This is a genomic window from Pseudomonas sp. NPDC087185, from assembly GCF_044744955.1.
GTDB lineage: Bacteria > Pseudomonadota > Gammaproteobacteria > Pseudomonadales > Pseudomonadaceae > Aquipseudomonas.
Map to the genome: position 1 here is coordinate 26,522 of NZ_JBIUZK010000009.1, position 26,239 is coordinate 52,760.

At 60.9% G+C, this 26,239-nt stretch carries 29 protein-coding genes; 25 read left to right on the forward strand and 4 right to left on the reverse strand.

Annotated features, from left to right (window positions below; all coding sequences use genetic code 11):
• Positions 1-73: 73 nt before the first annotated feature.
• The 17 genes from rplE to bfr all read left to right on the forward strand — a co-directional run bounded on the left by rplE (position 74) and on the right by bfr (position 10,266).
• On the forward strand, positions 74-613 hold the full coding sequence (gene rplE, locus ACIPIJ_RS25335; protein ID WP_012316517.1) for a 50S ribosomal protein L5: 540 nt from the start codon (positions 74-76) through the stop codon (positions 611-613).
• Positions 614-626: 13 nt separating this feature from the next.
• Positions 627-932 carry a 30S ribosomal protein S14 gene (gene rpsN, locus ACIPIJ_RS25340; protein WP_008089807.1) on the forward strand — a complete coding sequence of 102 codons (306 nt, stop codon included), beginning with the start codon at positions 627-629 and terminating at the stop codon, positions 930-932.
• Positions 933-1,141: 209 nt separating this feature from the next.
• Positions 1,142-1,534 (forward strand): 30S ribosomal protein S8, encoded by a 393-nt coding sequence (rpsH, locus tag ACIPIJ_RS25345; RefSeq protein WP_008089805.1) that lies wholly within the window; start codon positions 1,142-1,144, stop codon positions 1,532-1,534.
• A 12-nt stretch (positions 1,535-1,546) separates the two neighbouring features.
• Complete coding sequence (gene rplF / locus ACIPIJ_RS25350) at positions 1,547-2,080, forward strand: 50S ribosomal protein L6 (protein ID WP_009681972.1); 534 nt, start codon at positions 1,547-1,549, stop codon at positions 2,078-2,080.
• Between the two features lie 10 nt (positions 2,081-2,090).
• Positions 2,091-2,441, forward strand: a complete 351-nt coding sequence (gene rplR / locus ACIPIJ_RS25355; protein ID WP_008089801.1) for a 50S ribosomal protein L18 — start codon at positions 2,091-2,093, stop codon at positions 2,439-2,441.
• Positions 2,442-2,444: 3 nt separating this feature from the next.
• Positions 2,445-2,945: a 30S ribosomal protein S5 gene (rpsE, locus tag ACIPIJ_RS25360; protein ID WP_003255465.1), complete on the forward strand. Its 501-nt coding sequence runs from the start codon at positions 2,445-2,447 to the stop codon at positions 2,943-2,945.
• Positions 2,946-2,947: 2 nt separating this feature from the next.
• A complete protein-coding gene (gene rpmD / locus ACIPIJ_RS25365) occupies positions 2,948-3,124 on the forward strand; it encodes a 50S ribosomal protein L30 (RefSeq protein WP_008089798.1) in 177 nt (58 codons plus the stop codon).
• Positions 3,125-3,127: 3 nt separating this feature from the next.
• The gene (gene rplO / locus ACIPIJ_RS25370; RefSeq protein WP_003255461.1) at positions 3,128-3,562 is read left to right on the forward strand and encodes a 50S ribosomal protein L15; all 435 of its coding nucleotides are present in this window, start codon (positions 3,128-3,130) and stop codon (positions 3,560-3,562) included.
• A complete protein-coding gene (gene secY, locus ACIPIJ_RS25375) occupies positions 3,563-4,894 on the forward strand; it encodes a preprotein translocase subunit SecY (RefSeq protein WP_003255459.1) in 1,332 nt (443 codons plus the stop codon).
• Positions 4,895-4,922: 28 nt separating this feature from the next.
• A complete protein-coding gene (gene rpmJ, locus ACIPIJ_RS25380) occupies positions 4,923-5,039 on the forward strand; it encodes a 50S ribosomal protein L36 (RefSeq protein WP_046788135.1) in 117 nt (38 codons plus the stop codon).
• A 131-nt stretch (positions 5,040-5,170) separates the two neighbouring features.
• Positions 5,171-5,527 (forward strand): 30S ribosomal protein S13, encoded by a 357-nt coding sequence (gene rpsM, locus ACIPIJ_RS25385; protein WP_003255457.1) that lies wholly within the window; start codon positions 5,171-5,173, stop codon positions 5,525-5,527.
• An 18-nt stretch (positions 5,528-5,545) separates the two neighbouring features.
• Positions 5,546-5,935 carry a 30S ribosomal protein S11 gene (gene rpsK, locus ACIPIJ_RS25390; RefSeq protein ID WP_003255454.1) on the forward strand — a complete coding sequence of 130 codons (390 nt, stop codon included), beginning with the start codon at positions 5,546-5,548 and terminating at the stop codon, positions 5,933-5,935.
• 15 nt (positions 5,936-5,950) lie between these two features.
• On the forward strand, positions 5,951-6,571 hold the full coding sequence (gene rpsD / locus ACIPIJ_RS25395) for a 30S ribosomal protein S4 (protein WP_079226347.1): 621 nt from the start codon (positions 5,951-5,953) through the stop codon (positions 6,569-6,571).
• A gap of 22 nt (positions 6,572-6,593) precedes the next feature.
• Complete coding sequence (locus tag ACIPIJ_RS25400) at positions 6,594-7,595, forward strand: DNA-directed RNA polymerase subunit alpha (protein ID WP_003255452.1); 1,002 nt, start codon at positions 6,594-6,596, stop codon at positions 7,593-7,595.
• Positions 7,596-7,637: 42 nt separating this feature from the next.
• On the forward strand, positions 7,638-8,024 hold the full coding sequence (gene rplQ, locus ACIPIJ_RS25405; protein ID WP_003255451.1) for a 50S ribosomal protein L17: 387 nt from the start codon (positions 7,638-7,640) through the stop codon (positions 8,022-8,024).
• Between the two features lie 172 nt (positions 8,025-8,196).
• Entirely contained in the window at positions 8,197-9,636 is a 1,440-nt protein-coding gene (locus ACIPIJ_RS25410) for a catalase (protein WP_401082047.1), read from the forward strand.
• Between the two features lie 165 nt (positions 9,637-9,801).
• On the forward strand, positions 9,802-10,266 hold the full coding sequence (gene bfr, locus ACIPIJ_RS25415) for a bacterioferritin (RefSeq protein ID WP_012316512.1): 465 nt from the start codon (positions 9,802-9,804) through the stop codon (positions 10,264-10,266).
• Positions 10,267-10,335: 69 nt separating this feature from the next.
• On the opposite strand, the gene uvrA is transcribed toward bfr, so the two are convergent.
• Positions 10,336-13,170, reverse strand: a complete 2,835-nt coding sequence (uvrA, locus tag ACIPIJ_RS25420) for an excinuclease ABC subunit UvrA (RefSeq protein WP_401082051.1) — start codon at positions 13,168-13,170, stop codon at positions 10,336-10,338.
• Between the two features lie 129 nt (positions 13,171-13,299).
• Here uvrA and ACIPIJ_RS25425 point away from each other — a divergent pair, with 129 nt between their 5' ends.
• Positions 13,300-14,694 (forward strand): MFS transporter, encoded by a 1,395-nt coding sequence (locus ACIPIJ_RS25425; protein WP_401082054.1) that lies wholly within the window; start codon positions 13,300-13,302, stop codon positions 14,692-14,694.
• Between the two features lie 9 nt (positions 14,695-14,703).
• On the forward strand, positions 14,704-15,258 hold the full coding sequence (gene ssb / locus ACIPIJ_RS25430) for a single-stranded DNA-binding protein (protein WP_387530035.1): 555 nt from the start codon (positions 14,704-14,706) through the stop codon (positions 15,256-15,258).
• 70 nt (positions 15,259-15,328) lie between these two features.
• On the opposite strand, the gene ACIPIJ_RS25435 is transcribed toward ssb, so the two are convergent.
• The 3 genes from ACIPIJ_RS25435 to ACIPIJ_RS25445 form a co-directional block, all read right to left on the reverse strand.
• Positions 15,329-15,817, reverse strand: coding sequence for a heme-binding protein (locus ACIPIJ_RS25435; RefSeq protein ID WP_401082057.1), 489 nt, complete (start codon positions 15,815-15,817; stop codon positions 15,329-15,331).
• A 143-nt stretch (positions 15,818-15,960) separates the two neighbouring features.
• On the reverse strand, positions 15,961-16,233 hold the full coding sequence (locus ACIPIJ_RS25440; protein ID WP_401082060.1) for a DUF3077 domain-containing protein: 273 nt from the start codon (positions 16,231-16,233) through the stop codon (positions 15,961-15,963).
• A gap of 4 nt (positions 16,234-16,237) precedes the next feature.
• Positions 16,238-16,507 (reverse strand): hypothetical protein, encoded by a 270-nt coding sequence (locus ACIPIJ_RS25445; protein WP_401082063.1) that lies wholly within the window; start codon positions 16,505-16,507, stop codon positions 16,238-16,240.
• 630 nt (positions 16,508-17,137) lie between these two features.
• Between ACIPIJ_RS25445 and fdnG the strand changes: the two genes are divergently transcribed.
• The 6 genes from fdnG to selB all read left to right on the forward strand — a co-directional run bounded on the left by fdnG (position 17,138) and on the right by selB (position 26,234).
• A complete protein-coding gene (gene fdnG, locus ACIPIJ_RS25450) occupies positions 17,138-20,206 on the forward strand; it encodes a formate dehydrogenase-N subunit alpha (RefSeq protein WP_401082066.1) in 3,069 nt (1,022 codons plus the stop codon).
• The gene (gene fdxH, locus ACIPIJ_RS25455; protein ID WP_401082069.1) at positions 20,206-21,156 is read left to right on the forward strand and encodes a formate dehydrogenase subunit beta; all 951 of its coding nucleotides are present in this window, start codon (positions 20,206-20,208) and stop codon (positions 21,154-21,156) included. The genes fdnG and fdxH overlap by 1 nt, the downstream gene beginning before the upstream one ends.
• Positions 21,153-21,809 carry a formate dehydrogenase subunit gamma gene (locus ACIPIJ_RS25460; RefSeq protein ID WP_401082072.1) on the forward strand — a complete coding sequence of 219 codons (657 nt, stop codon included), beginning with the start codon at positions 21,153-21,155 and terminating at the stop codon, positions 21,807-21,809. Before fdxH ends, ACIPIJ_RS25460 begins: the two co-directional genes overlap by 4 nt.
• Positions 21,810-21,813: 4 nt before the next feature.
• The gene (fdhE, locus tag ACIPIJ_RS25465) at positions 21,814-22,740 is read left to right on the forward strand and encodes a formate dehydrogenase accessory protein FdhE (RefSeq protein WP_401082075.1); all 927 of its coding nucleotides are present in this window, start codon (positions 21,814-21,816) and stop codon (positions 22,738-22,740) included.
• Positions 22,741-22,887: 147 nt separating this feature from the next.
• Entirely contained in the window at positions 22,888-24,315 is a 1,428-nt protein-coding gene (gene selA / locus ACIPIJ_RS25470) for an L-seryl-tRNA(Sec) selenium transferase (RefSeq protein ID WP_401082078.1), read from the forward strand.
• Positions 24,312-26,234, forward strand: a complete 1,923-nt coding sequence (selB, locus tag ACIPIJ_RS25475) for a selenocysteine-specific translation elongation factor (RefSeq protein ID WP_401082596.1) — start codon at positions 24,312-24,314, stop codon at positions 26,232-26,234. Before selA ends, selB begins: the two co-directional genes overlap by 4 nt.
• Positions 26,235-26,239 lie beyond the last annotated feature (5 nt).

Here is a 26,239-nt window from a genome sequence, read left to right on the forward strand (position 1 = left end):
GCGGTTCAAGCTTTGAGCTGCGTGGTGCCGCCGGTGCTGCCGGACAGGTTGCAGCCTCGGCCGCCTGTATGCCATGGCACGACTGAAAGAGATTTACCGGAACGAAATCGCTCCTAAGCTTAAGGAAGAACTTAAGCTGTCGAACGTGATGGAAGTTCCGCGCGTTACCAAGATCACCCTGAACATGGGTCTGGGCGAAGCGATCGGCGACAAAAAAGTCATCGAGCACGCTGTTGCTGACCTGGAAAAGATCACCGGTCAAAAGCCGGTTGTGACTTTCGCTCGTAAATCCATCGCGGGCTTCAAAGTCCGTGAAGGATGGCCGATCGGTGTCAAGGTGACCCTGCGTCGCGAAAAAATGTACGAATTCCTGGACCGCCTGCTGGCGATCTCCCTGCCTCGGGTTCGCGACTTCCGCGGCCTGAATGCCAAGTCCTTCGATGGCCGTGGCAACTACAGCATGGGCGTGAAAGAGCAGATCATCTTCCCGGAAATCGATTACGACAAGATCGATGCTCTGCGCGGTTTGGACATCACCCTGACCACCACTGCTCGTTCGGATGACGAAGGCCGCGCTCTGCTGCGTGCATTCAAATTCCCGTTCCGCAACTGATTGGAGTAGGAAAATGGCCAAGAAGAGCATGAAAAACCGCGAGCTGAAGCGTCAGCTCACGGTCGCCAAGTTCGCCAAAAAGCGTGCTGAGCTGAAAGCGACCATCGTCAACGTGAACGCCTCTCCTGAAGAGCGTTTCGCTGCCGTTGTCGCTCTGCAGAAGCAGCCACGTGATGCCAGCGCTGCGCGTCTGCGCAACCGTTGCCGCCTGACCGGTCGTCCTCACGGTGTATACCGTAAGTTCGGCCTGGGCCGTAACATGCTGCGTCAAGCGGCAATGCGCGGTGACGTACCAGGTCTGGTCAAGGCCTCCTGGTAAGCACTGCAGGTGTGATCCCGGCGGAAGGGGAGCAATCTTCCGACCGCCGGTGACCTCGCCAACAAACAAGCCCCTATATGGGGCTTGTTTCGTTTCTGCCTTGTGTCTAGAATGACCGGCTCACCCGAGCCTGGGTTTTTTACCCTGCCTGCTTTGGTGGTTGTGATAGCCGCAAGGCTAATAATTCTTGTATCAGGAGCATCTAGCCCATGAGTATGCAGGACCCGTTAGCGGACATGCTAACTCGCATCCGTAATGCCCAGATGGCTGAAAAGTCCGTCGTAAGCATGCCTTCCTCCACGCTGAAGGTCGCGGTTGCCAAAGTTCTGAAAGACGAAGGTTACATCGCTGGCTACCAGGTTACTGGTGAAGCCAAGCCGTCCCTGTCGATCGAACTCAAGTACTTCGAAGGCCGTCCGGTCATCGAGGAACTGAAGCGTTCCAGCCGTCCTGGCCTGCGCCAGTACAAGTCCGTCACAGACCTGCCGAAAGTTCGTGGCGGCCTGGGCGTGTCTATCGTCTCCACCAACAAAGGTGTGATGACTGACCGCGCTGCGCGCGCTGCCGGTGTCGGCGGCGAAGTTCTGTGCACAGTGTTCTAAGGGGAGATAGGCATGTCTCGCGTCGCTAAGAACCCCGTTAAGCTGCCAGCTGGTGTCGAAGTCAAATTCGCCGGCCAACAGCTTTCGGTGAAGGGTGCCAAAGGCACTCTCGAACTGAACGTTCACTCGTCTGTTGAAGTTACCGAAGAGTCCGGCGAACTGCGTTTCGTCGCCCGCAACGGTGATCAGCAAGCTCGCGCCATGGCCGGTACTACCCGTGCTCTGGTCAACAACATGGTCCAAGGCGTAAGCCAAGGCTTCGAGCGTAAGCTCCAGCTGGTCGGTGTTGGTTACAAGGCACAGGCCAAAGGCACCGTCCTGAACCTGGCTCTGGGCTTCTCGCATCCAGTGGACTACGAACTGCCAGCCGGCATCACTGCTGAAACTCCCAGCCAAACCGACATCCTGATCAAGGGTATCGACAAGCAGCTGGTAGGTCAGGTGGCCGCTGAAATCCGCGACTTCCGTCCGCCAGAGCCTTACAAAGGTAAAGGTGTGCGTTACGCGGACGAAGTAGTCCGTCGTAAAGAAGCCAAGAAGAAGTAGGGCCTAGCAAATGACCGACAAAAAAGTTACTCGACTGCGTCGCGCTCGCAAAGCACGTCTCAAGATGCACGAACTCGAAGTCGTGCGCCTGTGCGTGTTCCGCTCCTCGCAGCACATCTACGCCCAGGTCATTTCGGCCGACGGCAGCAAGGTTTTGGCAAGCGCCTCGACCTTGGACAAAGACCTGCGTGATGGCGCCACTGGCAACATCGACGCGGCCACTAAGGTTGGCAAGCTGGTAGCTGAGCGTGCGAAAGCCGCCGGTGTATCTCAAGTTGCCTTTGACCGTTCCGGCTTCAAGTACCATGGCCGCGTCAAAGCGCTGGCTGATGCTGCTCGTGAAGGCGGGCTGGAGTTCTAAGTTATGGCAAATAACGATCAAAAGCGCGACGAAGGCTACATCGAGAAGCTGGTTCAAGTTAACCGCGTAGCTAAAACCGTTAAAGGCGGCCGTATCTTCACCTTCACCGCGCTGACCGTGGTAGGTGATGGCAAAGGTCGCGTCGGCTTCGGCCGTGGCAAATCGCGCGAAGTACCTGCCGCGATCCAGAAAGCCATGGAAGCTGCTCGTCGCAACATGATCCAGGTTGACCTGAAGGGCACCACCCTGCAGTACGCCACCAAGGCTGCCCACGGCGCCTCGAAGGTTTACATGCAGCCTGCTTCGGAAGGTACCGGTATCATCGCCGGCGGCGCTATGCGTGCTGTCCTGGAAGTTGCTGGTGTTCAGAACGTCCTGGCCAAGTGCTACGGTTCGACCAACCCAGTGAACGTGGTTTACGCCACCTTCAAGGGTCTGAAAGCCATGCAATCTCCTGAGTCCATTGCTGCCAAGCGCGGCAAGAGCGTTGAGGAGATCTTCTGATCATGGCAACCGTAAAAGTAACGCTGATCAAGAGCGTCTCGGGCCGTATTCCTAACCACAAACTGTGCGTTAAAGGTCTGGGTCTGCGTCGCATCGGTCACACTGTAGAAGTCCAGGATACTCCCGAGAATCGCGGGATGATCAACAAGGCTTACTACATGCTGCGCGTCGAGGGTTAATCGATGAAACTCAATGATCTGAGTCCAGCGCCGGGTTCCCGTCGCGAAAAACATCGTCCGGGTCGTGGTATCGGTAGCGGTCTGGGTAAGACCGGCGGCCGTGGCCACAAAGGTCAGACTTCCCGTTCGGGTGGTTCGATCGCTCCGGGCTTCGAAGGCGGTCAACAGCCGCTGCACCGTCGCCTGCCGAAGTTCGGCTTCGTTTCCCTGAAGGCCATGGACCGCGCAGAAGTGCGTCTGTCCGAGCTGGCTAAAGTGGAAGGCGACGTGATCTCCGTGCAGTCCCTGAAGGATGCCAACGTGATCAACCAGCACATTCAGCGTGTGAAAATCATGCTGTCTGGCGAAGTTACTCGCGCAGTCACCATCAAGGGCATCGCAGCCACCAAGGGTGCGCGTGCGGCTATCGAAGCAGCTGGCGGCAAATTCGAGGAATAAATGGCTAAGCAAGGTGCTCTCTCTTCGCTCGGTAAGGGCGGGATGTCGGAACTCTGGGCTCGTCTGCGCTTTCTGTTCATGGCGATCATCGTCTATCGGATAGGTGCGCATATCCCGGTTCCAGGCATCAATCCGGACCGTCTGGCGGATCTGTTTCGGCAGAATGAGGGGACCATTCTTAGCTTGTTCAACATGTTTTCCGGTGGCGCGCTCGAACGCATGAGCATCTTTGCACTGGGGATCATGCCGTACATTTCGGCATCGATCATCATGCAGCTGATGACGGCGGTCAGCCCGCAACTGGAGCAGTTGAAGAAGGAAGGTGAAGCTGGCCGTCGCAAGATCAGCCAGTACACCCGCTACGGCACCGTTATCCTGGCGCTGGTCCAAGCCATTGGCATGTCCATTGGCCTGGCCAACCAGGGCGTGGCGTTTTCTGCAGGTCTGGGCTTCCATGTGGTCGCCGTCTCCACGTTCGTGGCAGGCGCGATGTTCATGATGTGGCTGGGCGAGCAGATCACCGAGCGCGGTGTGGGCAATGGTATCTCGATGTTGATCTTCGCAGGTATCGTTGCCGGTCTTCCGAGAGCAATCGGGCAGTCTTTCGAGTCTGCGCGCACAGGCGATATCAACATTTTCGCCCTGGTCGCTATCGGTTTGCTGGCAGTAGCGATTATCGGTTTCGTGGTGTTCATTGAGCGTGGTCAGCGTCGTATCGCCGTTCACTACGCCAAGCGTCAGCAGGGCCGCAAGGTCTTCGCTGCGCAGACCAGCCACTTGCCGCTGAAGGTGAACATGGCGGGGGTTATCCCGGCCATTTTCGCGAGCAGCATTCTGCTGTTCCCGGCTTCGTTGGGTGCCTGGTTCGGTCAGTCCGAAGGTATGGGCTGGCTGCAGGACATCTCGCAGTCGATCGCTCCTGGTCAGCCGTTGAACATTCTGCTGTTTAGTGCGGGGATCATTTTCTTCTGCTTCTTCTACACAGCGTTGATGTTCAACCCGAAAGACGTAGCGGAAAACCTGAAGAAGTCCGGTGCCTTTATTCCGGGTATCCGTCCTGGTGAGCAGTCGGCGCGCTACATTGATGGCGTTCTGACCCGTTTGACCATGTTCGGTGCTCTATACATGATGGCCGTCTGCCTTCTGCCCCAGTTCCTGGTGGTGGCAGCAAATGTGCCGTTCTACCTTGGCGGGACCTCGTTGCTGATTGTGGTAGTGGTTGTGATGGACTTCATGTCCCAAGTACAATCGCACCTCGTTTCGCACCAGTACGAATCCCTGATGAAGAAAGCCAACCTGAAAGGCTACGGTGGCAGCGGTTTGCTGCGCTGATACGCCCCTAAGGTTCGAGGAGTCGGTAATGAAAGTTCGTGCATCGGTGAAAAAGCTGTGCCGTAACTGCAAGATCATCCGTCGCGAAGGCGTCGTACGAGTGATCTGCAGCTCGGAACCGCGTCACAAACAGCGCCAAGGCTGAGTGTGATCTGCGTTTCAAACCCAGCAGCTAGTGTGCTGCTGGGTTGATTATTCGTTTCTACAGCGATATTATCTCGCGCCCTATTTCTTGGCTTCCGGGGCGTAGGTAGCTGTCAATTGGAGTCCCACTGAATGGCCCGTATTGCAGGCGTCAACATTCCAGATAACAAGCATACTGTTATCTCGCTGACCTACATCTATGGTGTCGGTCGCACAACTGCACAGAAGATCTGTGCAGACGCTGGCGTAAATCCAGCCGCAAAGATCAAGGATCTGAGCGACGAGCAAATCGAAACCCTGCGTGGCGAAGTTGCGAAGTTCACCACCGAAGGTGACCTGCGTCGTGACATCAACATGAAGATCAAACGCTTGATGGACCTGGGTTGCTACCGCGGCCTGCGTCATCGTAAAGGTCTGCCGGTTCGCGGTCAGCGCACCAAGACCAACGCACGCACCCGCAAGGGCCCGCGTAAGCCGATCCGCAAGTAATCGCCCAGGAATATAGACATGGCAAAACCTGCTGCTCGTCCTCGTAAGAAAGTCAAAAAGACAGTGGTTGATGGCATCGCCCACATCCACGCTTCTTTCAACAACACCATCGTGACCATCACCGACCGTCAGGGCAATGCTTTGTCCTGGGCGACCTCCGGTGGTTCGGGTTTCCGTGGTTCGCGCAAATCCACCCCGTTCGCAGCTCAGATCGCTGCTGAGCGTGCTGGTCAAGCTGCGCTGGAATACGGTCTGAAAAACCTCGACGTTAACGTCAAGGGTCCAGGTCCAGGTCGTGAGTCCGCCGTTCGTGCATTGAACAGCTGCGGCTACAAGATCGCCAGCATCACCGACGTGACGCCAATCCCGCATAACGGGTGCCGTCCGCCGAAGAAGCGCCGCGTGTAATCAGGAGACAGAAGAATGGCACGTTACATTGGTCCAAAATGCAAACTGTCTCGTCGTGAAGGCACTGACCTGTTCCTGAAGAGCGGCGTTCGCGCTCTGGAATCGAAGTGCAACATCGAAGCAGCCCCAGGTATCCACGGCCAGCGCCGTGGCCGTCAGTCCGACTACGGTACCCAGCTGCGCGAGAAACAAAAAGTCCGTCGTATCTACGGTGTTCTGGAGCGTCAGTTCCGCGGTTACTACCAAGCTGCAGCCTCGAAAAAAGGCGCAACCGGTGAGAACCTGCTGCAACTGCTCGAGTGCCGTCTGGATAACGTCGTTTACCGTATGGGCTTCGGCTCGACTCGTTCCGAGTCCCGTCAGCTGGTTTCGCACAAAGCGATCAGCGTCAACGGTAAGACTGTAAACATTCCATCCTACCAAGTTCGTCCGGGTGACGTGGTCGCGGTTCGCGAGAAGTCGCTGAGCCAGCTGCGCATTGTTCAAGCCCTTGAACTGTGCGCCCAGCGTGGCCGCGTTGAGTGGGTAGACGTTGATACTGCTAAGAAGTCGGGCGTTTTCAAGAACGTTCCTGCTCGTGGCGATCTGTCTGCCGACATCAACGAAAACCTGATTGTCGAGCTCTACTCCAAGTAAGGGCTAGAAAATAGGTGCATCCATGCAGATTTCGGTAAATGAGTTCCTGACTCCCCGCCACATTGATGTGCAGGTAGTCAGTCCGACCCGCGCCAAGATCACGCTCGAGCCTCTCGAGCGTGGTTTCGGCCACACCCTGGGCAACGCGCTGCGCCGCATCCTGTTGTCCTCCATGCCTGGCTGTGCAGTAGTCGAGGCCGAGATCGATGGCGTACTCCATGAGTACTCCGCGATCGAAGGTGTTCAGGAAGACGTAATTGAAATCCTGTTGAACCTGAAAGGCCTGGCTATCAAACTGCACGGTCGTGACGAAGTTACGCTGACCTTGTCGAAAAAGGGTTCGGGGGTGGTTACCGCTGCCGATATTCAGCTGGATCACGATGTCGAGATCGTCAACCCCGATCACGTAATCGCGAACCTGGCGTCGAATGGCGCCCTGAACATGAAGCTCACTGTAGCTCGTGGTCGCGGTTACGAGCCGGCTGACTCCCGTCAAACCGACGAAGACGAAAGCCGTAGCATTGGCCGTCTGCAGTTGGACGCTTCGTTCAGCCCCGTGCGTCGTATCGCCTATGTGGTCGAAAACGCCCGTGTTGAACAGCGTACCAACTTGGACAAGCTGGTCATTGATCTGGAAACCAACGGCACTCTGGACCCTGAAGAGGCTATCCGCCGCGCTGCGACCATCCTGCAACAGCAGCTGGCCGCGTTCGTCGACCTCAAAGGTGACAGCGAGCCTGTCGTAGTCGAGCAGGAAGACGAGATCGATCCGATCCTGCTGCGTCCGGTTGACGACCTGGAACTGACTGTACGTTCGGCCAACTGCCTCAAGGCGGAGAACATCTACTACATCGGCGACCTGATTCAGCGTACCGAAGTAGAGTTGTTGAAGACTCCTAACCTGGGCAAGAAGTCCCTGACTGAAATCAAGGACGTCCTGGCCTCTCGTGGTCTGTCTCTCGGCATGCGCCTCGACAACTGGCCGCCTGCAAGTCTTAAGAAAGACGACAAGGCGACCGCCTGATCGTCGTAATCACCGAACGTAGTGTTTGGTAAGGAATGAATCATGCGTCATCGTAAAAGTGGACGTCACCTGAGCCGTACCAGCTCTCACCGCAAAGCTATGTTCCAGAACATGGCTGTGTCGCTGATCGAGCACGAGCTGATCAAAACCACCCTGCCGAAAGCCAAGGAACTGCGCCGCGTTGCCGAGCCGCTGATCACCCTGGCCAAGGAAGACAGCGTTGCTAACCGCCGTCTGGCCTTCGACCGTACCCGTTCGAAGTCCGCTGTTGGCAAACTGTTCAACGACCTGGGCAAGCGTTACGCCACCCGTCAGGGCGGCTACCTGCGCATCCTGAAGTGCGGTTTCCGCGCTGGCGACAACGCGCCTATGGCGTACGTCGAGCTGGTTGATCGTCCGGTCGGTGGTGCTGTAGAAGCTGCCGAGTAAGACGTTCTGTCTGCTACAAAGAACCGGGCCTTGTGCCCGGTTTTTTGTTTCTGTAGGTATTGTTAATTTCTATTGATACAAGTCATGTAATGAATTTGTTCTGAAACAACCGCTCGTCGATACTCCTATCCAAGCCGATTAGCCGGCAGTTCAAGACCGATAAGGAGAGCCCATGAGCAAGATTCTCACCACCGCCAGCGGTGCCCCCGTAGCTGACAACCAGAATTCCCGCTCTGCCGGCCCGCGTGGCCCGTTGCTGCTCGACGACTTCCACTTGATCGAGAAGCTCGCCCACTTCAACCGCGAGAACATCCCTGAGCGTCGCGTGCACGCCAAAGGGTCGGGTGCATATGGCACCTTCACCGTGACCCGGGACATCTCCGGCTACAGCAGCGCCAAGCTGTTTGAACAGATCGGCAAGCAAACCGAAACCTTCTTGCGTTTCTCCACCGTCGGAGGCGAGCGTGGTTCGGCTGACACCGAACGTGACCCTCGTGGTTTTGCGGTCAAGTTCTACACAGAGGAAGGCAACTGGGACATCGTTGGCAACAACACCCCGGTGTTCTTCATCCGTGACCCGCTCAAGTTCCCGGACTTCATCCATACGCAGAAGCGCCACCCGCAATCCAACCTGAAGAATGCCCAGATGATGTGGGACTTCTGGTCGCACTCGCCTGAAGCGCTGCACCAGGTCACCATCCTGTTCTCCGACCGTGGCATTCCTGACGGCTACCGTCACATGCACGGCTTCGGCAGCCACACGTACAGCCTGATAAACGCTGCTGGCGAACGCACCTGGGTCAAATGGCACTTCAAGACCCAGCAAGGCATCAAGAACCTGGCGCCCGCCGACGCTGCACGGCTGGCCGGCACCGACCCGGACTACGCCCAGCGTGATCTGTTCGAGGCCATCGAGCGTGGCGACTACCCACGCTGGACGGTGTGTATTCAGGTGATGAGCGAAGCCGAGGCGGCCAACCGCGACGAGAACCCGTTCGACGTGACCAAGACCTGGTCGCAGAAGGACTATCCGTTGATCGAGGTGGGCGTGCTGGAGCTCAACCGCAATCCGCTCAACTACTTCGCGGAAGTCGAGCAGGCCGCGTTTGGCCCGAGCAATATGGTCCCAGGCGTGGGGCTGTCGCCCGACCGCATGCTGCAAGGCCGTGTGTTCGCCTACGCCGATGCTCACCGCTACCGCGTTGGCACCAACCACCAGCAGCTGCCGGTCAACGCGCCTCGCTGCCCGGTCAACAGCTACCAGCGTGATGGTTCCATGGCGGTTGGCAGCTACGGCACTGCGCCTAACTATGAGCCCAACAGCTACGGCGATGCGCCGAAACAGTCGCCACGCCACGCTGAGCCTGCGCTCGCGCTGAACGGTTCGGCAGATCGCTACGATCACCGTGAGGACAACGACTACTACAGCCACGCCGGTGCGCTGTTCCGCCTCATGAACGACGAGCAGAAGGCATTGCTGATCAACAACATCGCCGGGACCATGGCAGGGGTCAGTGAAGATGTGATCCAGCGTCAGTTGCAGTACTTCTTCAAGGCCGATCCAGCCTACGGCGAAGGGATTGCCAAAGCGTTGGGCGTGAATCTCGCCTAACTCGAAGTGATAAGAAGAACCGCCCTCATTTGGGCGGTTTTTCAATGAATATCACTACTGTTTAACCGATTTTTTGCTTCTAATTGCGCGTTTTTCAGTGACCCCGAGCAATTCCTGGTTCACACTATGTTCCATATCGATGTATCCACAGGGAGAAGCAGGGCGATGCAAGGTCACCCGGACGTAATCAATTACCTCGTCACGTTGCTGAAGGGCGAACTGGCAGCACGCGACCAGTACTTCATCCACTCGCGCATGTACGAAGACTGGGGCCTGTCCAAGCTCTACGAACGCATCAACCACGAGATGGAAGAAGAAACCCAGCACGCCGATGCGCTGATGCGTCGTATCCTGATGCTCGAAGGCACCCCCGACATGCGCGCGGATGACCTGGAAGTGGGCAGCACCGTGCCGGAAATGATCGAGGCCGACCTCAAGCTCGAATACAAGGTCCGCGCCGCGCTCTGCAAAGGCATCGAGTTGTGCGAACTGCACAAGGACTACATCAGCCGCGACATCCTGCGCGCGCAGTTGGCCGATACCGAAGAAGATCACACCTACTGGCTTGAGAAGCAGCAGGGCTTGATCAAGGCCATCGGCCTGGAGAACTACCTGCAGTCGCAGATGTAAGTTATCCACAAGCCACGAAAAAGCCCCTGGCACCATCGGTACCAGGGGCTTTTTTCGTACACAGGTAGTTTAAGCCCGGTCACGCTCCAGCAGTGGCTTGAGGTAATGCCCGGTGTAGGACTGCTTCATCTTGGACAGTTCTTCCGGCGTACCGCTGGCAATGATCTGCCCCCCTTTGGAGCCACCCTCCGGCCCCAGGTCCACAAGCCAGTCGGCGGTCTTGATCACGTCCAGGTTGTGCTCGATCACCACGACGGTGTTGCCGTGATCGCGCAGGCGGTGCAATACATCCAGCAACTGTTGGATATCGGCGAAATGCAGGCCTGTGGTCGGTTCGTCGAGGATGTACAGGGTCTTGCCGGTATCGCGTTTGGACAGCTCGCGGGACAGCTTGACCCGCTGCGCCTCACCGCCGGACAAGGTCGTCGCCGACTGGCCCAGCTTAATGTACGAGAGGCCGACGTCCATCAGTGTTTGCAGCTTGCGCGCCAGCGCCGGCACCGCATCGAAGAACTCGCGGGCATCCTCGATGGTCATTTCCAGCACCTCGTGGATGTTCTTGCCCTTGTACTTGATCTCCAGGGTTTCGCGATTATAGCGCTTGCTCTTGCACACATCGCACGGCACGTAGATGTCTGGCAGGAAGTGCATCTCGACCTTGATCAGGCCATCGCCCTGGCAAGCCTCGCACCGGCCACCCTTGACGTTGAACGAGAAGCGCCCTGGGCCGTAACCGCGTGAACGAGACTCCGGCACGCCAGAGAACAGTTCGCGGATCGGGGTGAAGATGCCGGTATAGGTCGCCGGGTTCGAGCGCGGTGTACGGCCGATCGGGCTCTGGTCGATATCGACCACCTTGTCCAGGTGCTGCATGCCGTCCATGCTGCTGTGCGGCGCGGCCTCCAGGCTGCTCGCGCCGTTGAGCGCGGTGGCGGCGAGAGGGTACAGCGTGTTGTTGATCAGCGTCGACTTACCCGAGCCCGACACACCCGTGACGCACGTCAGCAGGCCGATCGGGATTTCCAGGTCGACGTTCTGCAGGTTGTTGCCGCGGGCGCCCTTGAGCTTGAGCGACAGTTTTTTATTGCGCGGGGTGCGTTTGGCCGGTACCGCGATCTTCTTGCGGCCCGAGAGGTACTTGCCGGTCAGCGAGTCGGGATGGTCCATGACCTCCTGCGGGGTGCCTTCGGCAACGATCTGGCCGCCATGCACGCCGGCACCCGGGCCGATGTCCACCACGTAGTCAGCCAGGCGAATGGCGTCTTCATCGTGCTCGACCACGATCACCGTGTTACCGAGGTCGCGCAGGTGGTTGAGGGTGGCGAGCAGGCGGTCGTTGTCCCGTTGATGAAGACCGATGGACGGTTCATCCAGGATGTACATCACGCCGACCAGGCCTGCGCCGATCTGGCTGGCAAGGCGGATCCGCTGTGCTTCGCCGCCCGACAGCGTGTCGGCACTGCGGTCCAGGGTGAGGTAATCCAGGCCAACGTTGACCAGGAACTGCAGGCGTTCGCAGATTTCCTTGAGAATCTTCGAGGCAATTTCGCCCCGGCGACCGGTCAGTGTCAGATCACCAAAGTAGTTGCTGGCTTCACCAATCGGCAGGTTGGTTACCGCCGGCAGGGTCTTCTCGCCCACCCAGACGTGACGCGCCTCACGGCGCAGGCGGGTGCCGCGGCAGTCGGGGCAGGGCTGGGTGCCGAGGAACTTGGCCAGCTCTTCACGCACGGTGGCCGACTCGGTCTCGCGGTAGCGTCGCTCCAGGTTCGGCACGATGCCTTCGAACGGGTGCGAGCGTTTGACGATGTCGCCACGGTCGTTGAGGTACTTGAAGTCGACGCTCTGCTTGCCGCTGCCCTGCAGGACCACCTTCTGGTGATCGGCCGACAGTTCGCCGAACGGCTCATCCAGGCTGAAACCGTAGTGCGCAGCCAGCGAGCCGAGCATCTGGAAGTAATAGACGTTGCGCCGATCCCAGCCGCGGATCGCGCCTTCGGCCAAGGTCAGCTCACTGTTGACCAGGCGCTTGGTGTCGAAGAACTGCTTCACCCCCAGGCCATCACAGGTCGGGCAGGCACCGGCCGGGTTGTTGAAGGAGAACAGCTTGGGTTCCAGCTCGCTGATTGCATGGCCACAGATCGGGCAGGCGAAACGGGCGGAGAAGATGGTCTCCTCACCTTCCTCGTCGTCCATCGGTGCCACCAGGGCGATACCGTCGGCGAGCTTGAGCGCGGTCTCGAACGACTCGGCCAGGCGCTGCTGCAAATCGGCGCGGACCTTGAAGCGGTCCACCACCACATCGATGCTGTGCTTCTTCTGCTTGTCCAGCTTGGGCAGTTCGTCGAGCTCGTACAGCTTGCCGTTGACCCGTGCGCGGACGAAGCCTTGAGCGCGCAGTTCGTCGAACACCGCCAGGTGCTCACCCTTGCGCTCGCGGATAACCGGCGCCAGCAGCATCAGCTTGCTACCCTCGGGGCGCTCCAGCACCAGGTCGACCATCTGGCTGATGGTTTGCGCTTCCAGCGGGATGTCGTGGTCCGGGCAACGCGGGGTACCCACGCGGGCATACAGCAGGCGCAGGTAGTCGTAGATCTCGGTGATGGTGCCGACCGTCGAACGCGGGTTGTGCGAGGTCGACTTCTGCTCAATGGAAATGGCCGGTGACAAGCCTTCAATGGTGTCAACGTCGGGCTTTTCCATCATCGACAGGAATTGCCGGGCATAGGCCGACAGCGATTCCACGTAGCGACGCTGGCCCTCGGCGTATAACGTGTCGAACGCCAGGGACGACTTGCCGGAACCGGACAAACCGGTGATCACGATCAGTTTGTCCCGCGGCAGGGTCAGGTCGATGTTCTTCAGGTTGTGGGTACGTGCCCCACGAATCAGGATCTTGTCCACTGCGGCCTCGCTCGGCGGGCATAAACAAGGAAGTATACGGCGCGCTGCCAGTACGCGGCAAAGCGTCGCGTAGATGCCGTCAAGCTGTCGGACTGATAGAATCGCCGCCGGTTCACACGAGGTTAATCCATGCACGACACCCACAACGAGCGCATGAGTGGCAGCGAAACCCGCGCCGCTAGCGGCCTGGCCCTGGTCTTTGCCTTTCGTATGCTGGGCATGTTCATGGTCTTGCCGGTGCTGGCCACCTACGGCATGGACCTGGCCGGCGCCACGCCCGCGCTGATCGGCCTGGCCATTGGCGCCTACGGCCTGACCCAGGCGTTCCTGCAGATCCCGTTCGGGGTGATCTCCGACCGCATTGGCCGTCGTCCGGTCATCTATGTGGGGCTGGTGATCTTTGCCCTTGGCAGTGTGCTGGCGGCCCAGGCCGACTCCATCTGGGGCGTGATCGCCGGGCGCATCCTGCAGGGCGCGGGGGCGATTTCCGCGGCGGTCATGGCGCTGCTGTCCGACCTTACCCGCGAACAACACCGCACCAAGGCCATGGCCATGATCGGCATGAGCATCGGCCTGTCGTTCGCCGTGGCGATGGTCGTCGGCCCGCTGCTCACCAGTGCCTTCGGCCTGTCAGGATTGTTCCTGGCCACGGCAGGACTTGCCCTGGTCGGCATTCTGCTGATCGCCTTCGTCGTGCCCAACACCCACAGCACCTTGCAGCACCGCGAATCGGGCGTCGCACGGCAGGCCCTCGGCCCGACCCTGCGCCATCCGGACCTTCTGCGCCTGGATATCGGTATCTTCATCCTGCATGCCATCCTCATGGCCAGCTTCGTCGCGCTGCCGCTGGCGTTCGTCGAGCGTGGTGGCCTGCCTAAGGAAGAGCACTGGTGGGTGTACCTGACCGCGCTGTTCATCTCATTTTTTGCAATGGTCCCGTTCATCATCTACGGCGAAAAGAAGCGCAAGATGAAACGCGTGCTGGCCGGGGCGGTCAGTGTGTTGCTGCTGGTGGAGGTGTTCTTCTGGCAGTGGGCTGACAACTTGCGCGGACTGGTGATTGGCACCGTGGTATTCTTTACTGCATTCAACCTGCTGGAGGCGTCGCTGCCTTCGCTGGTGAGCAAGGTGTCGCCTGCTGGTGGCAAAGGGACGGCGATGGGGGTGTATTCCACCAGCCAGTTCCTTGGCGCCGCGCTGGGAGGAATCCTCGGTGGCTGGTTGTTCCAGCACGGCGGGCTGAACACGGTGTTCCTCGGCTGTGCAGTACTGTGTGCCGTATGGCTGGTCGTTGCCTTGCGCATGAACGAGCCGCCGTATGTGACCAGCCTGCGCATGCCGCTGACGCCTGAGGCAGTCCGGGAAGCCGGCCTGACCGAACGCCTGATGGCCGTGCCGGGTGTGACCGACGCCGTTGTGGTGGCAGAAGAAGCTGCCATCTATATCAAACTGGATACGAAAATTTTGGACCGTGCGACCCTCGAGCGTCTGGTAAACCCAGCCTCTTCGGCGTGCGAAGCCTAGGAGAACGTTATGGCCCGTGGGGTTAACAAAGTCATTCTGGTCGGCACCTGTGGCCAGGATCCCGAAGTCCGCTACCTGCCCAACGGTAACGCCGTGACCAACCTGAGCCTGGCTACCAGTGAGCAGTGGACCGACAAGCAGTCGGGCCAGAAGGTCGAGCGTACCGAGTGGCACCGTGTGTCGATGTTCGGCAAGGTTGCCGAAATCGCTGGCGAATACCTGCGCAAGGGTTCGCAGGTGTACATCGAAGGCAAGCTGCAGACCCGCGAGTGGGAAAAAGACGGTATCAAGCGTTACACCACTGAGATCATCGTCGACATGCAGGGCACCATGCAGCTGCTGGGCGGCCGTCCGCAGAACCAGCAAGGTGGCGGCGACCAGTACAACCAGGGTGGTGGTAACAACTACAACCAGGGTGGCCAGCAGCAACAGTACAACCAGGCCCCGCAGCAGCGTCAGCAGGCCCCGCGCCCGCAACAGGCCCAGCAGCGCCCAGCGCCGCAACAGCCAGCACCGCAGCCGGCGGCTGACTTTGATAGCTTTGATGACGATATTCCGTTCTGATAAAAACGGTCAGGCGTCGCGCTACACCAGAAACCCAGGGCAGTTGCCCTGGGTTTTTTTATGCGCGAGTTCAGGCATCGCCATCCAGCGCGGCCTGTGCAAATTGCGCGTCCAGCTCCGGCGTTGCGCCACTGATACCGATGCCGCCGATATGCTGGCCGTTCGCGTCCAGGATCGGCAGCCCGCCGCCCAGCAGCGTATGGCCTGGCAGGGACGCGTACGGGTTTGCTGGAAGCGCAGCGCTTTGTTCTGCGGGGGCACTGGACGAAAGCGGGAAGCGGGCGGAGGTCAATGCCTTGAGCTGTGCGACTTTTATATTGGCGCTGCTAGTGCCGTCCATGCGGTGGAAGTGCTTGAGGTTGCCCTGGTTGTCGACAATGCTGATGACGATGGCAAACCCCTGAGCGCGGGCCGCACGCTCGGCGGCAGCGGCCATTGTTCGAGCACCCTCGGCAGTGATGGCTGACGCAGATGGGGTTTTCAGTGCTTCAGCCAGCGCTGGTGCTGCGAGTAACAGCGAAAACATGAAAAGTGTGACACGGCCGTAGTTCGTATTCATGTGAGCACCATCCCTAGGTTTTTTCGCGAACCTAGCAAGGGGTTGGCGCTCTTGGATGTAGTCCGTTTCCGAAATTGATGTGCGGTCACTGGATGGCAGCTGATGGCCCAACCGCCGACAAGCGAGCGATCGGGCCCTTGAGGTCAATGCAGCCTGTTCTTGGCTATCTCGATATCGTTCATCAGCGCCTTTGCCAACGCGCTCAGATAATCCGCCGCGCCCAGCAACTTGTGGTCATCCTCCATATCCCCTTCACGAACAAGATGCCTGATGTAGCCCAGCAGCACGGAGACCTGCTCGTACGCACCGTCGATGGGAACACCAGGCTGCATGCGTAGGAGGTCGATCGGAGGGTTACCCACATCGAGAAAGGTCGCCACGCCGACGGTTGTAAGCGGTTTGGGTTGGTCCGCCATGTCGTCAATCCTCGACCCGTTGGCTGTAGAGCCGATCATGAACGTGCTCCACCAGTGAGTGGGCGATCTCGCTGGCATGCATGGCATTGCTCAGCATGTTCAGGCCGGGTTCGCCCGCCCGAGCTCTGCAGTGTTCGTCGATGGTTTCGATGACGCCGCGTAACAGTTCGCTGACGTGGGCCAGGGCGTCGGGTGGGTACATGTCGGCTTGGACGGTGAAGAATGGAGTGGTGATGGGGTTGCGGCGGGGTGGGTCGGGGACGATCTTTTTCATGGCATGTATCCTTTGTTCGACTTAAGGAAACTGCCAACTGAATCTTTCTCACGGATTATGGGTGGCAGCCGTGCACGGGGTGAGAAACCGAGGAACAAAGGCAAAACTCGGCCAGGACAAGCCTGCCCGCGCACGGCCGCCATAACGGCAATGCCTTGTATCAGTCGGGTTCTCACGCCCGGTCGCCTAAACGACCCGAAAACGGTATCCCTGAGGCGTTTCCCCGACAACAGCGACACTTCAGCAGCGCGCGTAGGATAATTCCCAAGCATGCTAATCCTGAAGCATTTGGTTTCAGGATCAGAAATGTCTTACGGAAGATGGATTTGTTGCGTGTGGTCGCATGGCAGGAAATGGGTGGGGCCCGATGTGTTTGGCTCAAAACATTCAGCGCCCATGAGATCGCGCGCCGCGCGGGCGGCGCTCGATTTGCGCATCCCCATAAAACCCAAGCCATGCACCTGGCGGCCATAACGCCCTCATCACCAACCACCCACGTGACCCAAGTCACCACACCTTCCCGATTCTTGACTAGTCTTACCCCTTGGCGGCCACGAATAAACCGCCACCGTGACTACCAAGAGGCGCCGGCCATGTTCCGTGCGTCCACCACCTGATCAGGAGTGCACGATGGATCTCAACCGTCGGCAGTTCTTCAAGGTCGCCGCCGTCGGCCTTGGAGGCTCTAGCCTGGCGGCGTTGGGCATGGCCCCGACGCCGGCCTTCGCCGAGCAGGTGCGCCACTTCAAGCTGGCGCATACCAAAGAAACCCGGAACACCTGCCCCTACTGCTCGGTCGGCTGCGGCCTGATCATGTACAGCCAGGGCGATGCGGGCAAAAACGTCAAACAGAACATCATCCACATCGAAGGCGACGCCGACCATCCGGTCAACCGCGGCACCCTGTGCCCGAAAGGCGCGGGCCTGCTGGACTTTATCCACAGCCCCAGCCGCCTCAAATACCCTGAAGTGCGCAAGGCGGGCAGCAAGGAGTGGGTACGGGTGAGCTGGGACGAGGCGCTCGACCGCGTCGCCGACCTGATGAAACAGGACCGCGACGCCAACTTCATCGAGAAGAACGCCCAGGGGCAAACCGTCAACCGCTGGCTCACCACCGGTTTTCTCGCTGCCTCCGCCGCCTCCAGCGAGGCGGGCTACCTGACCCACAAGGTCGTACGCGCAACCGGCATGCTGGGGTTCGATAACCAGGCTCGTGTCTGACACGGCCCGACGGTGGCAAGTCTTGCCCCGACGTACGGCCGTGGCGCCATGACCAACCACTGGTCAGATATCGCCAACGCGAATCTGGTCCTGGTGATGGGTGGCAACGCAGCAGAAGCGCACCCGTGCGGCTTCAAGTGGGTGACCGAGGCCAAAGCGCACAACAAGGCGCGGCTGATTGTGGTCGACCCGCGGTTTACCCGTACCGCCTCGGTGGCGGATTACTACGCGCCGATTCGTACCGGCAGCGACATTGCCTTCATGGGCGGGCTGATCAACTACCTGCTGAGCAACGACAAGATTCAGCACGAATACGTGCGCAACTACACCGACGTGTCGTTCATCGTCAAAGAAAACTATGGCTTCGAAGACGGGCTGTTCAGCGGCTATGACGCGGCCAAGCGCGTATATGCCGACAAGTCCGGCTGGGGTTATGAGCTCGGTGAAGATGGCTTCGCCAAGGTCGACCCGACCTTGCAGCACCCGCGTTGCGTGTTCCAGCTGATGAAGCAGCACTACAGCCGCTATACCCCGGAACTGGCGAGCATGACCTGCGGTATGCCGCAGGACGCCATGATGAAGATCTGGGAGGAGATCGCCACCTGCTCGGTACCGGGCAAGACCATGACGATCCTCTATGCGCTGGGCTGGACGCAGCATTCGATCGGCGCGCAGATCATCCGCAGTGCGGCCATGGTCCAGTTGCTGCTGGGCAACGTCGGCATGCCTGGGGGCGGGGTCAACGCCCTGCGTGGGCACTCCAATATCCAGGGGCTGACCGACCTCGGCCTGCTCTCCAACTCGCTGCCGGGCTACCTGACCCTGGCCGGTGATGCCGAGCAGGACTACGCCGCCTTCATCGACAAGCGCGCCTCCAAGCCGCTGCGCCCGGGGCAGCTCTCCTATTGGCAGAACTACGGCAAGTTCCACGTCAGCCTGATGAAGGCCTGGTACGGCGCCAACGCCACGGCGGAAAACAACTGGGGCTACGACTGGCTGCCCAAGCTCGATGTGCCGGCCTACGACGTGCTGCGCATGTTCGAGATGATGGGCCAGGGCAAGGTTAACGGTTACATCTGCCAAGGCTTCAACCCGATTGCCGCGTTGCCGGATAAAAACCGTGTCACTGCGGCACTCGGCAAGCTCAAGTGGCTGGTGATCATGGACCCGCTGGCCACCGAGACGTCGGAGTTCTGGCGCAACGCCGGGCCGTACAACGACGTCGACACGGCCAACATCCAGACGGAAGTGATCCGCCTGCCCACCACCTGCTTCGCCGAAGAGGACGGCTCGCTGGTCAACAGCAGCCGCTGGCTGCAGTGGCACTGGAAGGGCGCCGACGGCCCGGGCGAGACGCGCACCGATGTGCACATCATGAGCGAGTTGTTCCTGCGCATGCGCCAACGCTACCAGACCGAGGGCGGCGCGTACCCCGATGCCATGATGAACATCAGCTGGCCGTACAAGATCCCTGAAGAGCCCTCACCTGAGGAGCTGGCCAAGGAAATGAACGGCTGGGCCGTGACTGACGTCACCGACCCGAGCGGCACGGTGGTCAAGGGCGGGCAACAGTTGGCAGGCTTCGGCCAGCTCAAGGACGACGGCAGTACGGCGTCCGGCTGCTGGATTTTCGCCGGCAGCTGGACCGAGCAGGGCAACCAGATGGCGCGCCGCGACAACAGCGACCCCTTTGGCATGCACCAGGTGCAGAACTGGGCCTGGGCCTGGCCGGCCAACCGCCGCATCCTCTACAACCGCGCCTCCAGCGACCCGCAAGGCAAGCCCTGGGACCCGGAGAAGAAGCGCCTGGTGTGGTGGAACGGCAAGGCCTGGACTGGCACCGACGTGCCCGACTTCAAGGTCGATTCGCCACCCGACGCAGGGATGAACCCGTTCATCATGAACCCCGAAGGCGTGGCGCGGTTCTTTGCCATCGACAAGATGGCCGAAGGCCCGTTCCCCGAGCACTACGAGCCGTTCGAAACGCCCATCGGCATCAACCCGCTGCATCCGCAGAACAAGAAGGCCACCAGCAACCCGGCGGGGCGAATCTTCGATTCGGTGTGGGACACCTTGGGCACGCACGACGAGTTCCCTTATGCGGCGACCACGTACCGGCTGACCGAGCACTTCCACTTCTGGAGCAAGCATTGCCGGCTCAACGCCATCGCCCAGCCCGAACAGTTCGTCGAGATCGGCGAGGTGCTGGCCAACGAGAAGGGCATCAAGGCCGGCGACCGGGTGCGGGTGTCGAGCAAACGCGGGCATATCGAGGCGGTGGCGGTGGTGACCAAGCGGATTCGCCCGCTGCAGGTCAACAACCAGACCGTGCACCAGATCGGCATCCCGCTGCACTGGGGCTTCACCGGTGCCACCCGGCATGGCTACTTGACCAACACCCTGGTGCCCTTCCTGGGTGACGGCAACACGCAGACACCGGAGTCCAAGTCGTTCCTCGTTAAAGTGGAGAAACTCTGATGGCCAGCCAAGACATCATCGCCCGCTCGGCCACCACCACCGTACCGCCCTCGGTACGCCAGCAGGAGGAAGTCGCCAAGCTGATCGACACCACCAAGTGCATCGGCTGCAAGGCGTGCCAGGTGGCGTGTTCGGAGTGGAACGAACTGCGTGACGAGGTCGGCCACAACCACGGTACCTACGACAACCCCCAGGACCTCACCGCCGAGACCTGGACCCTCATGCGCTTCACCGAACACGAGCGCGACGACGGCAACCTGGAGTGGCTGATCCGCAAGGACGGTTGCATGCACTGCGCCGACCCCGGCTGCCTCAAGGCCTGCCCGAGCCCGGGGGCGATCATCAAGCACGCCAACGGTATCGTCGACTTCAACCAGGACCACTGCATTGGTTGCGGCTACTGCATCACCGGCTGCCCGTTCAACATCCCGCGCATCTCGCAGAAGGACCACAAGGCCTACAAGTGCACGCTGTGTTCCGACCGCGTGAGCGTGGGCCTGGAGCCTGCCTGCGTGAAAACCTGCCCGACTGGCGCGATTGTTTTCGGCAGCAAGGACGAGATGAAGGTGCATGCTGCCGAGCGCATCGTCGACCTCAAGTCGCGCGGCTATGACAACGCCGGGCTGTACGACCCGGACGGCGTCGGCGGCACCCACGTGATGTACGTGCTGCACCATGCCGACACGCCCAGATTGTATGCCGGCCTGCCGGACCAACCGGTGATCAGCCCGCTGGTGGGCTTGTGGAAAGGCTTCACCAAACCACTGGCGCTGCTGGCCATGGGCGCGGCGGTGCTGGCCGGGTTCTTCCACTATGTGCGGGTCGGCCCGCAGCGGGTCGAAGAGGACGAGCACCCCGCACCGCCCGATGACAGCGTGCACCAGGTCGACCCGGCGGTGCATGTCTACGATCCGAAGCAGCCCGGTGGGCAAGGGGAGCAGCGGCCATGAACGACAACAAACCCATCCTGCGCTACAACGCCAACGAACGGACCAACCACTGGCTGGTTGCCATCCTGTTCTTCATGGCCGGGCTGTCCGGGCTGGCGCTGTTTCACCCGGCGCTGTTCTGGCTCAGCCACCTGTTTGGCGGTGGCCCGTGGACGCGCATCCTGCACCCGTTCATGGGCGTGGCGATGTTCGTGTTTTTCCTCTTCCTGGTCATCAGGTTCTGGCGCGCCAACTTCATAACAGCCAACGACCGCCTGTGGCTGCGCCGCATCGACCGTGTAATGGTCAACCGTGAAGACGGCGTGCCACCGATTGGCAAGTACAACGCCGGGCAGAAGCTGCTGTTCTGGACGCTGTTGCTGTGCATGCTGGTGCTGTTGCTCAGCGGCGTGGTGATCTGGCGCGCGTACTTCAGCCATTTCTTCGACATCGGTTCGATCCGCCTGGCGTCGCTTGCCCATGCATTGGCGGGCTTCGTGCTGATCCTCAGCATCATCGTGCACATCTACGCCGGTATCTGGATCAAGGGCTCGATCGGCGCCATGCTGCATGGTTGGGTTAGCCGCGCCTGGGCGCGCAAGCACCATGAACTGTGGTACCGCGAAGTGACCGGTGACAAGACGCCGAGCAATCACGGACGGAAAGAAGGATAAGCGCTTGAGCACGATACTCGAACCCGGGCAGATTGAAGCATCGGCGGTGATGCCGCCGTTTCTGCACCTGCCCCCCAAAGACCTGTTCGCCTTGCGCGCCGAGCGGTTGGAGCAGCTGGCCGAAGGCAACGCTCTTGGCGATTATCTGCGGTTTATCGCGTGGCTGTGTCGCTTCCAGCAGCAGCTTGTGGATAACCCGCCGGGTGGTTTGCCGGTAGCAGAAGAGCGCCAACGGCTGTGTATAAGTCATGGTTTACCGCCGCTTGCGGCCGATAGCCTGGTGCGCGAAGGGCCTTGGCTGGTCTGGATGCAGGCGTTGATCGATCAGTTTGACGAAGAGGCCGGCGGCCCGCTCGCGGCGGCGTTGCATGACCTGCGTAAAAGTGAAGACGTTGAGCGAAAGGCGTGGGGTATCGCATTGGTTGCAGGGCAGTTCGACGCAGTGCCTGCGGCGTTGGTGCCGTTTCTCGGCGCCGCACTCCAAGCCGCCTGGTTCAGCTGGCTGCTGGCGCTGCCGTCACCCGAGCTCAAACCTTCCGGCAGCCTGGCGCAGTGCCCGGCCTGCGGTTCACCGGCCATGGCCGGGGTGGTGCGTAACCGTGGCAAGCATAATGGTTTGCGCTACCTGGCTTGCTCCTTGTGCGCCTGCGAATGGCACGTGGTGCGGGTCAAGTGCGTGTACTGCGAGTCGAGCAAGGACCTGCGTTATACCAGCCTGGAGGATGACCGCCATGCGCCGGGCAAGGCGCCGCTGCGGGCGGAGTGCTGCCCTGGGTGCACTACCTACCTGAAGCAGAATTACCAGGAGAACGATGCCGCGGCCGAGCCGCTGGCCGATGACCTGGCGAGCCTGGCGCTGGACATCCGTTTAGATGCGGAGGGGTTTCATCGCCTGGCGCCTAACCTGATGCTGGCACCGGGCGGTGGGTGAGTGTCTACACTTCAGAACTGAGTTGCCCCCATCGCCGGCAAGCCGGCTCCCACAGGTATTCAACGGTTCCTGCGACCGGTGCAGCCCTTGTGGAAGCCGGCTTGCCGGCGATGAGGCCCGAACAGACAATGGATAAGGTCGTACCTGATGTCTTCAAGCCTCGCCGATAACACCCCACGCCTGCCTTCCATCGACACCCTCCTGCGCCACCCGGCCTGCCTTCCGCTGATAGACCGCCACGGCCGCGACGCCGTGCTCGCCACCCTGCGTCAACTCCTCGATGACCTGCGCGAACCCACCCGCCTGGGCCAGCTAAGCGCTGCCGAACTGGCCGCCGAAGTACTGCTGGGCCGCAGCGGCGAACGCCTGGCCATCCAGCAACGCAGCCAGGTCCGCCGGGTGTTCAACCTCACCGGCACTGTCTTGCACACCAACCTCGGCCGTGCACTGTTGCCGGAAGAGGCTGTCGAGGCCATGCAGACCGCTGCCCGCTACCCGCTCAACCTGGAGTTCGACCTGGCCACCGGCAAGCGCGGCGACCGTGACGACCTGATCGAAGGCCTGATCCGTGAGCTGACCGGCGCCGAAGCCGTCACCGTGGTCAACAACAATGCCGCCGCCGTGCTGCTGGCGCTCAACAGCCTGGGTGCGCGCAAGGAAGGCATCATCTCCCGCGGTGAGTTGATCGAGATCGGCGGTGCCTTCCGCATCCCCGACATCATGGCCCGTGCGGGTGTGAAACTGCACGAGATCGGCACCACCAACCGTACCCACGCCCGTGACTACGAGGCTGCCATCGGCCCGCGCACCGGCTTGTTGATGCGTGTGCATTGCAGCAACTACAGCATCCAGGGGTTCACTACCCAGGTGCCCACCGCCGAGCTTGCGCGTATTGCCCATCAACACGAACTGCCGCTGCTTGAAGACCTGGGCAGCGGCAGTTTGCTAGACCTGACCCGCTGGGGCCTGCCCGCCGAGCCGACCGTGCGCCAGGCCCTGGCCGATGGCGCCGATATCGTCACCTTCAGCGGTGACAAGCTGCTGGGGGGGCCGCAGGCGGGGATCATCGTCGGGCGCAAGGACCTGATCGCCAGGATCAAGAAGAACCCGCTCAAACGGGCACTGCGCGTGGACAAGATTACCCTCGCCGCACTGGAAGCCGTGCTGGCGCTGTACCGCAACCCGGACCGGCTGGCCGAGCGCCTGCCCAGCCTGCGCCTGCTGACTCGCAGCCAGGCCGAGATCCAGGCCCAGGCCGAGCGCCTGGCGCCAGCGCTAAAAGCGCGTCTCGATGCACAGTGGAGCGTCAGCGTGGAACCGGCGCTGGGCATGATCGGCAGCGGCAGCCAGCCGGTCGCGCGCTTGCCCAGTGCCGCGCTGTGCCTGCGCCCGCAGGTGTCGAAGAAGCTGCGCGGGCGTAGCCTGCATGTGCTGGAGCGCGCCTTGCGCGACTTGCCGGTGCCGGTGCTTGGCCGCATTGACGACGACGCGCTGTGGCTTGACCTGCGCCAGCTGGACGACGAAGCCCAGTGGCTGGCGCAGTTGCCCGCCCTGCAATTGGGGCCGGTGCAGTGATCGTCGGTACCGCCGGCCACATCGACCACGGCAAGACCGCCTTGCTCCAAGCATTAACCGGGCAGGCTGGCGATCATCGCCAGGAAGAACGCGAGCGCGGCATGACCATTGACCTGGGTTATCGCTATGCGGCCCTAGCCGAGGGCGCGCCACTGACCGGGTTTATCGATGTGCCAGGCCACGAGCGATTTATCCACAACATGCTGGCGGGCGCCCATGGCATCGACCTGGTGTTGCTGGTGGTGGCGGCGGACGATGGGGTCATGCCACAGACCCGCGAGCACCTGGCGATCATCGAGTTGCTGGGCATTCCCCAAGCGCTGGTGGCGATCAGCAAATGTGACCGTGTAGCGCCGGAACGTGTTGCCGAAGTACAGGGGCAGGTTGCCGCACTGCTGGCGCCGGGGCCCTACGCCGGGGCACGGCAATTACCCTTGTCGAGTGTCACTGGCGAAGGGATCGAGGCCCTGCGCCAGGCACTGTTGGAGGCCGAGGCACGTGTGCAGCAGCGTAGCGTGCGCGGCGGTTTCCGCCTGGCGGTCGATCGCGCTTTCGCAGTAACGGGTGCCGGGGTCGTCGTCACCGGCACCGCGCTGGCCGGGCGCGTCAGTGCAGGCGACACGCTGTGGTTGGGCAAGGCCGGTAAACCCGTGCGGGTGCGTGGCCTGCATGCGCAGAACCAAGCGGCCCTGGTGGCTGAGGCAGGGCAACGAGTGGCGCTGAACATCGCCGCCGAGCGCCTGGCGGTGGAGCAGGTGCACCGTGGCGATTGGCTGGTGCCAGAGTGGCTGCATGCGCCCAGCGTGCGGGTCGATATCGAGCTGCATCTGCTGGCGAGCGAGAACCGGCCTTTCGAGCACTTCAGCGCCGTCCATGTACACCTGGGTACCCAGGATGTCACCGCGCGGGTGGCCCTGCTCGAAGGCGAACGCCTGCTGGCAGGCCAGCGCATGTTCGCCCAGTTGTTGCTCAACGCCCCGCTACAAACCGTACATGGCGATCGCCTGGTACTGCGCGACCAGCGTGCCCAGCGCACCCTCGGCGGCGGCACGGTGCTCGACCCGTTCGCGCCCAGCCGGCAACGCCGCAGTGAGGCGCGTCTACGCCAGTTGCAGGTACTGCGCGATACACAAAGCCTGGAGCAGGCGTTGATGGCATTGCTCGCCAGCGCGCCGGGTGGGCTCGACCCGCAGCGTTTGGAGCGGCAGTTCAACCGCCTGCGTGATACCTGGCAGTTACCGGCGGACATGCTGGTGGTTGCCACACGGCAGGGGCAGTTGCTGTTCGCCAAACCCCAATGGCAGGCCCTTAAGCAACAGGTGCTGGAGCAATTGGCACTGTTTCACCAGCAAGAGCCCGACCAGCTGGGCCCGGACCGTGACCGCCTGCGCCGCTTCGCCGCCTTGCCGATGGAGCGCCCAGCGTTCGTCAGCCTGCTGGATGAGATGCTCGGCGAAGGTACGATTGCCAGCAGTGGGCCATGGCTGCACCTGCCCGATCACAAGGTTCAGTTGAGCGAAGCCGACAGCGCGTTATGGGCACGGCTGCAGCCACGGTTGCTGGAGGGGCAGTTCGACCCACCCTGGGTCAGGACGCTGGCCAGCGAAGCGCAATGTGCCGAAGCGGATGTGCGCCTGCTGCTGCGCAAGATGGCCAGGCTCGGTGTAGTGCATCAGGTAGTGCGCGACCTGTTCTACCCTGAGGCAACGCTACAGCGCATGGCAGAGCTGCTGCTTGCCCAAGCAAGTGAAACGCCGATAGTGCAGGTGGCAGCGTTTCGCGATATGTTGGGCATCGGTCGCAAGCGCAGTGTGCAGGTTCTCGAATACTTCGACCGTATCGGCCTGACCCGCAGGGTCGCCGACCAGCGTCACATCCGCGCCGACAGCGCCCTGGCCCAACAGCAGGCCAGGCCCTGAGTTCA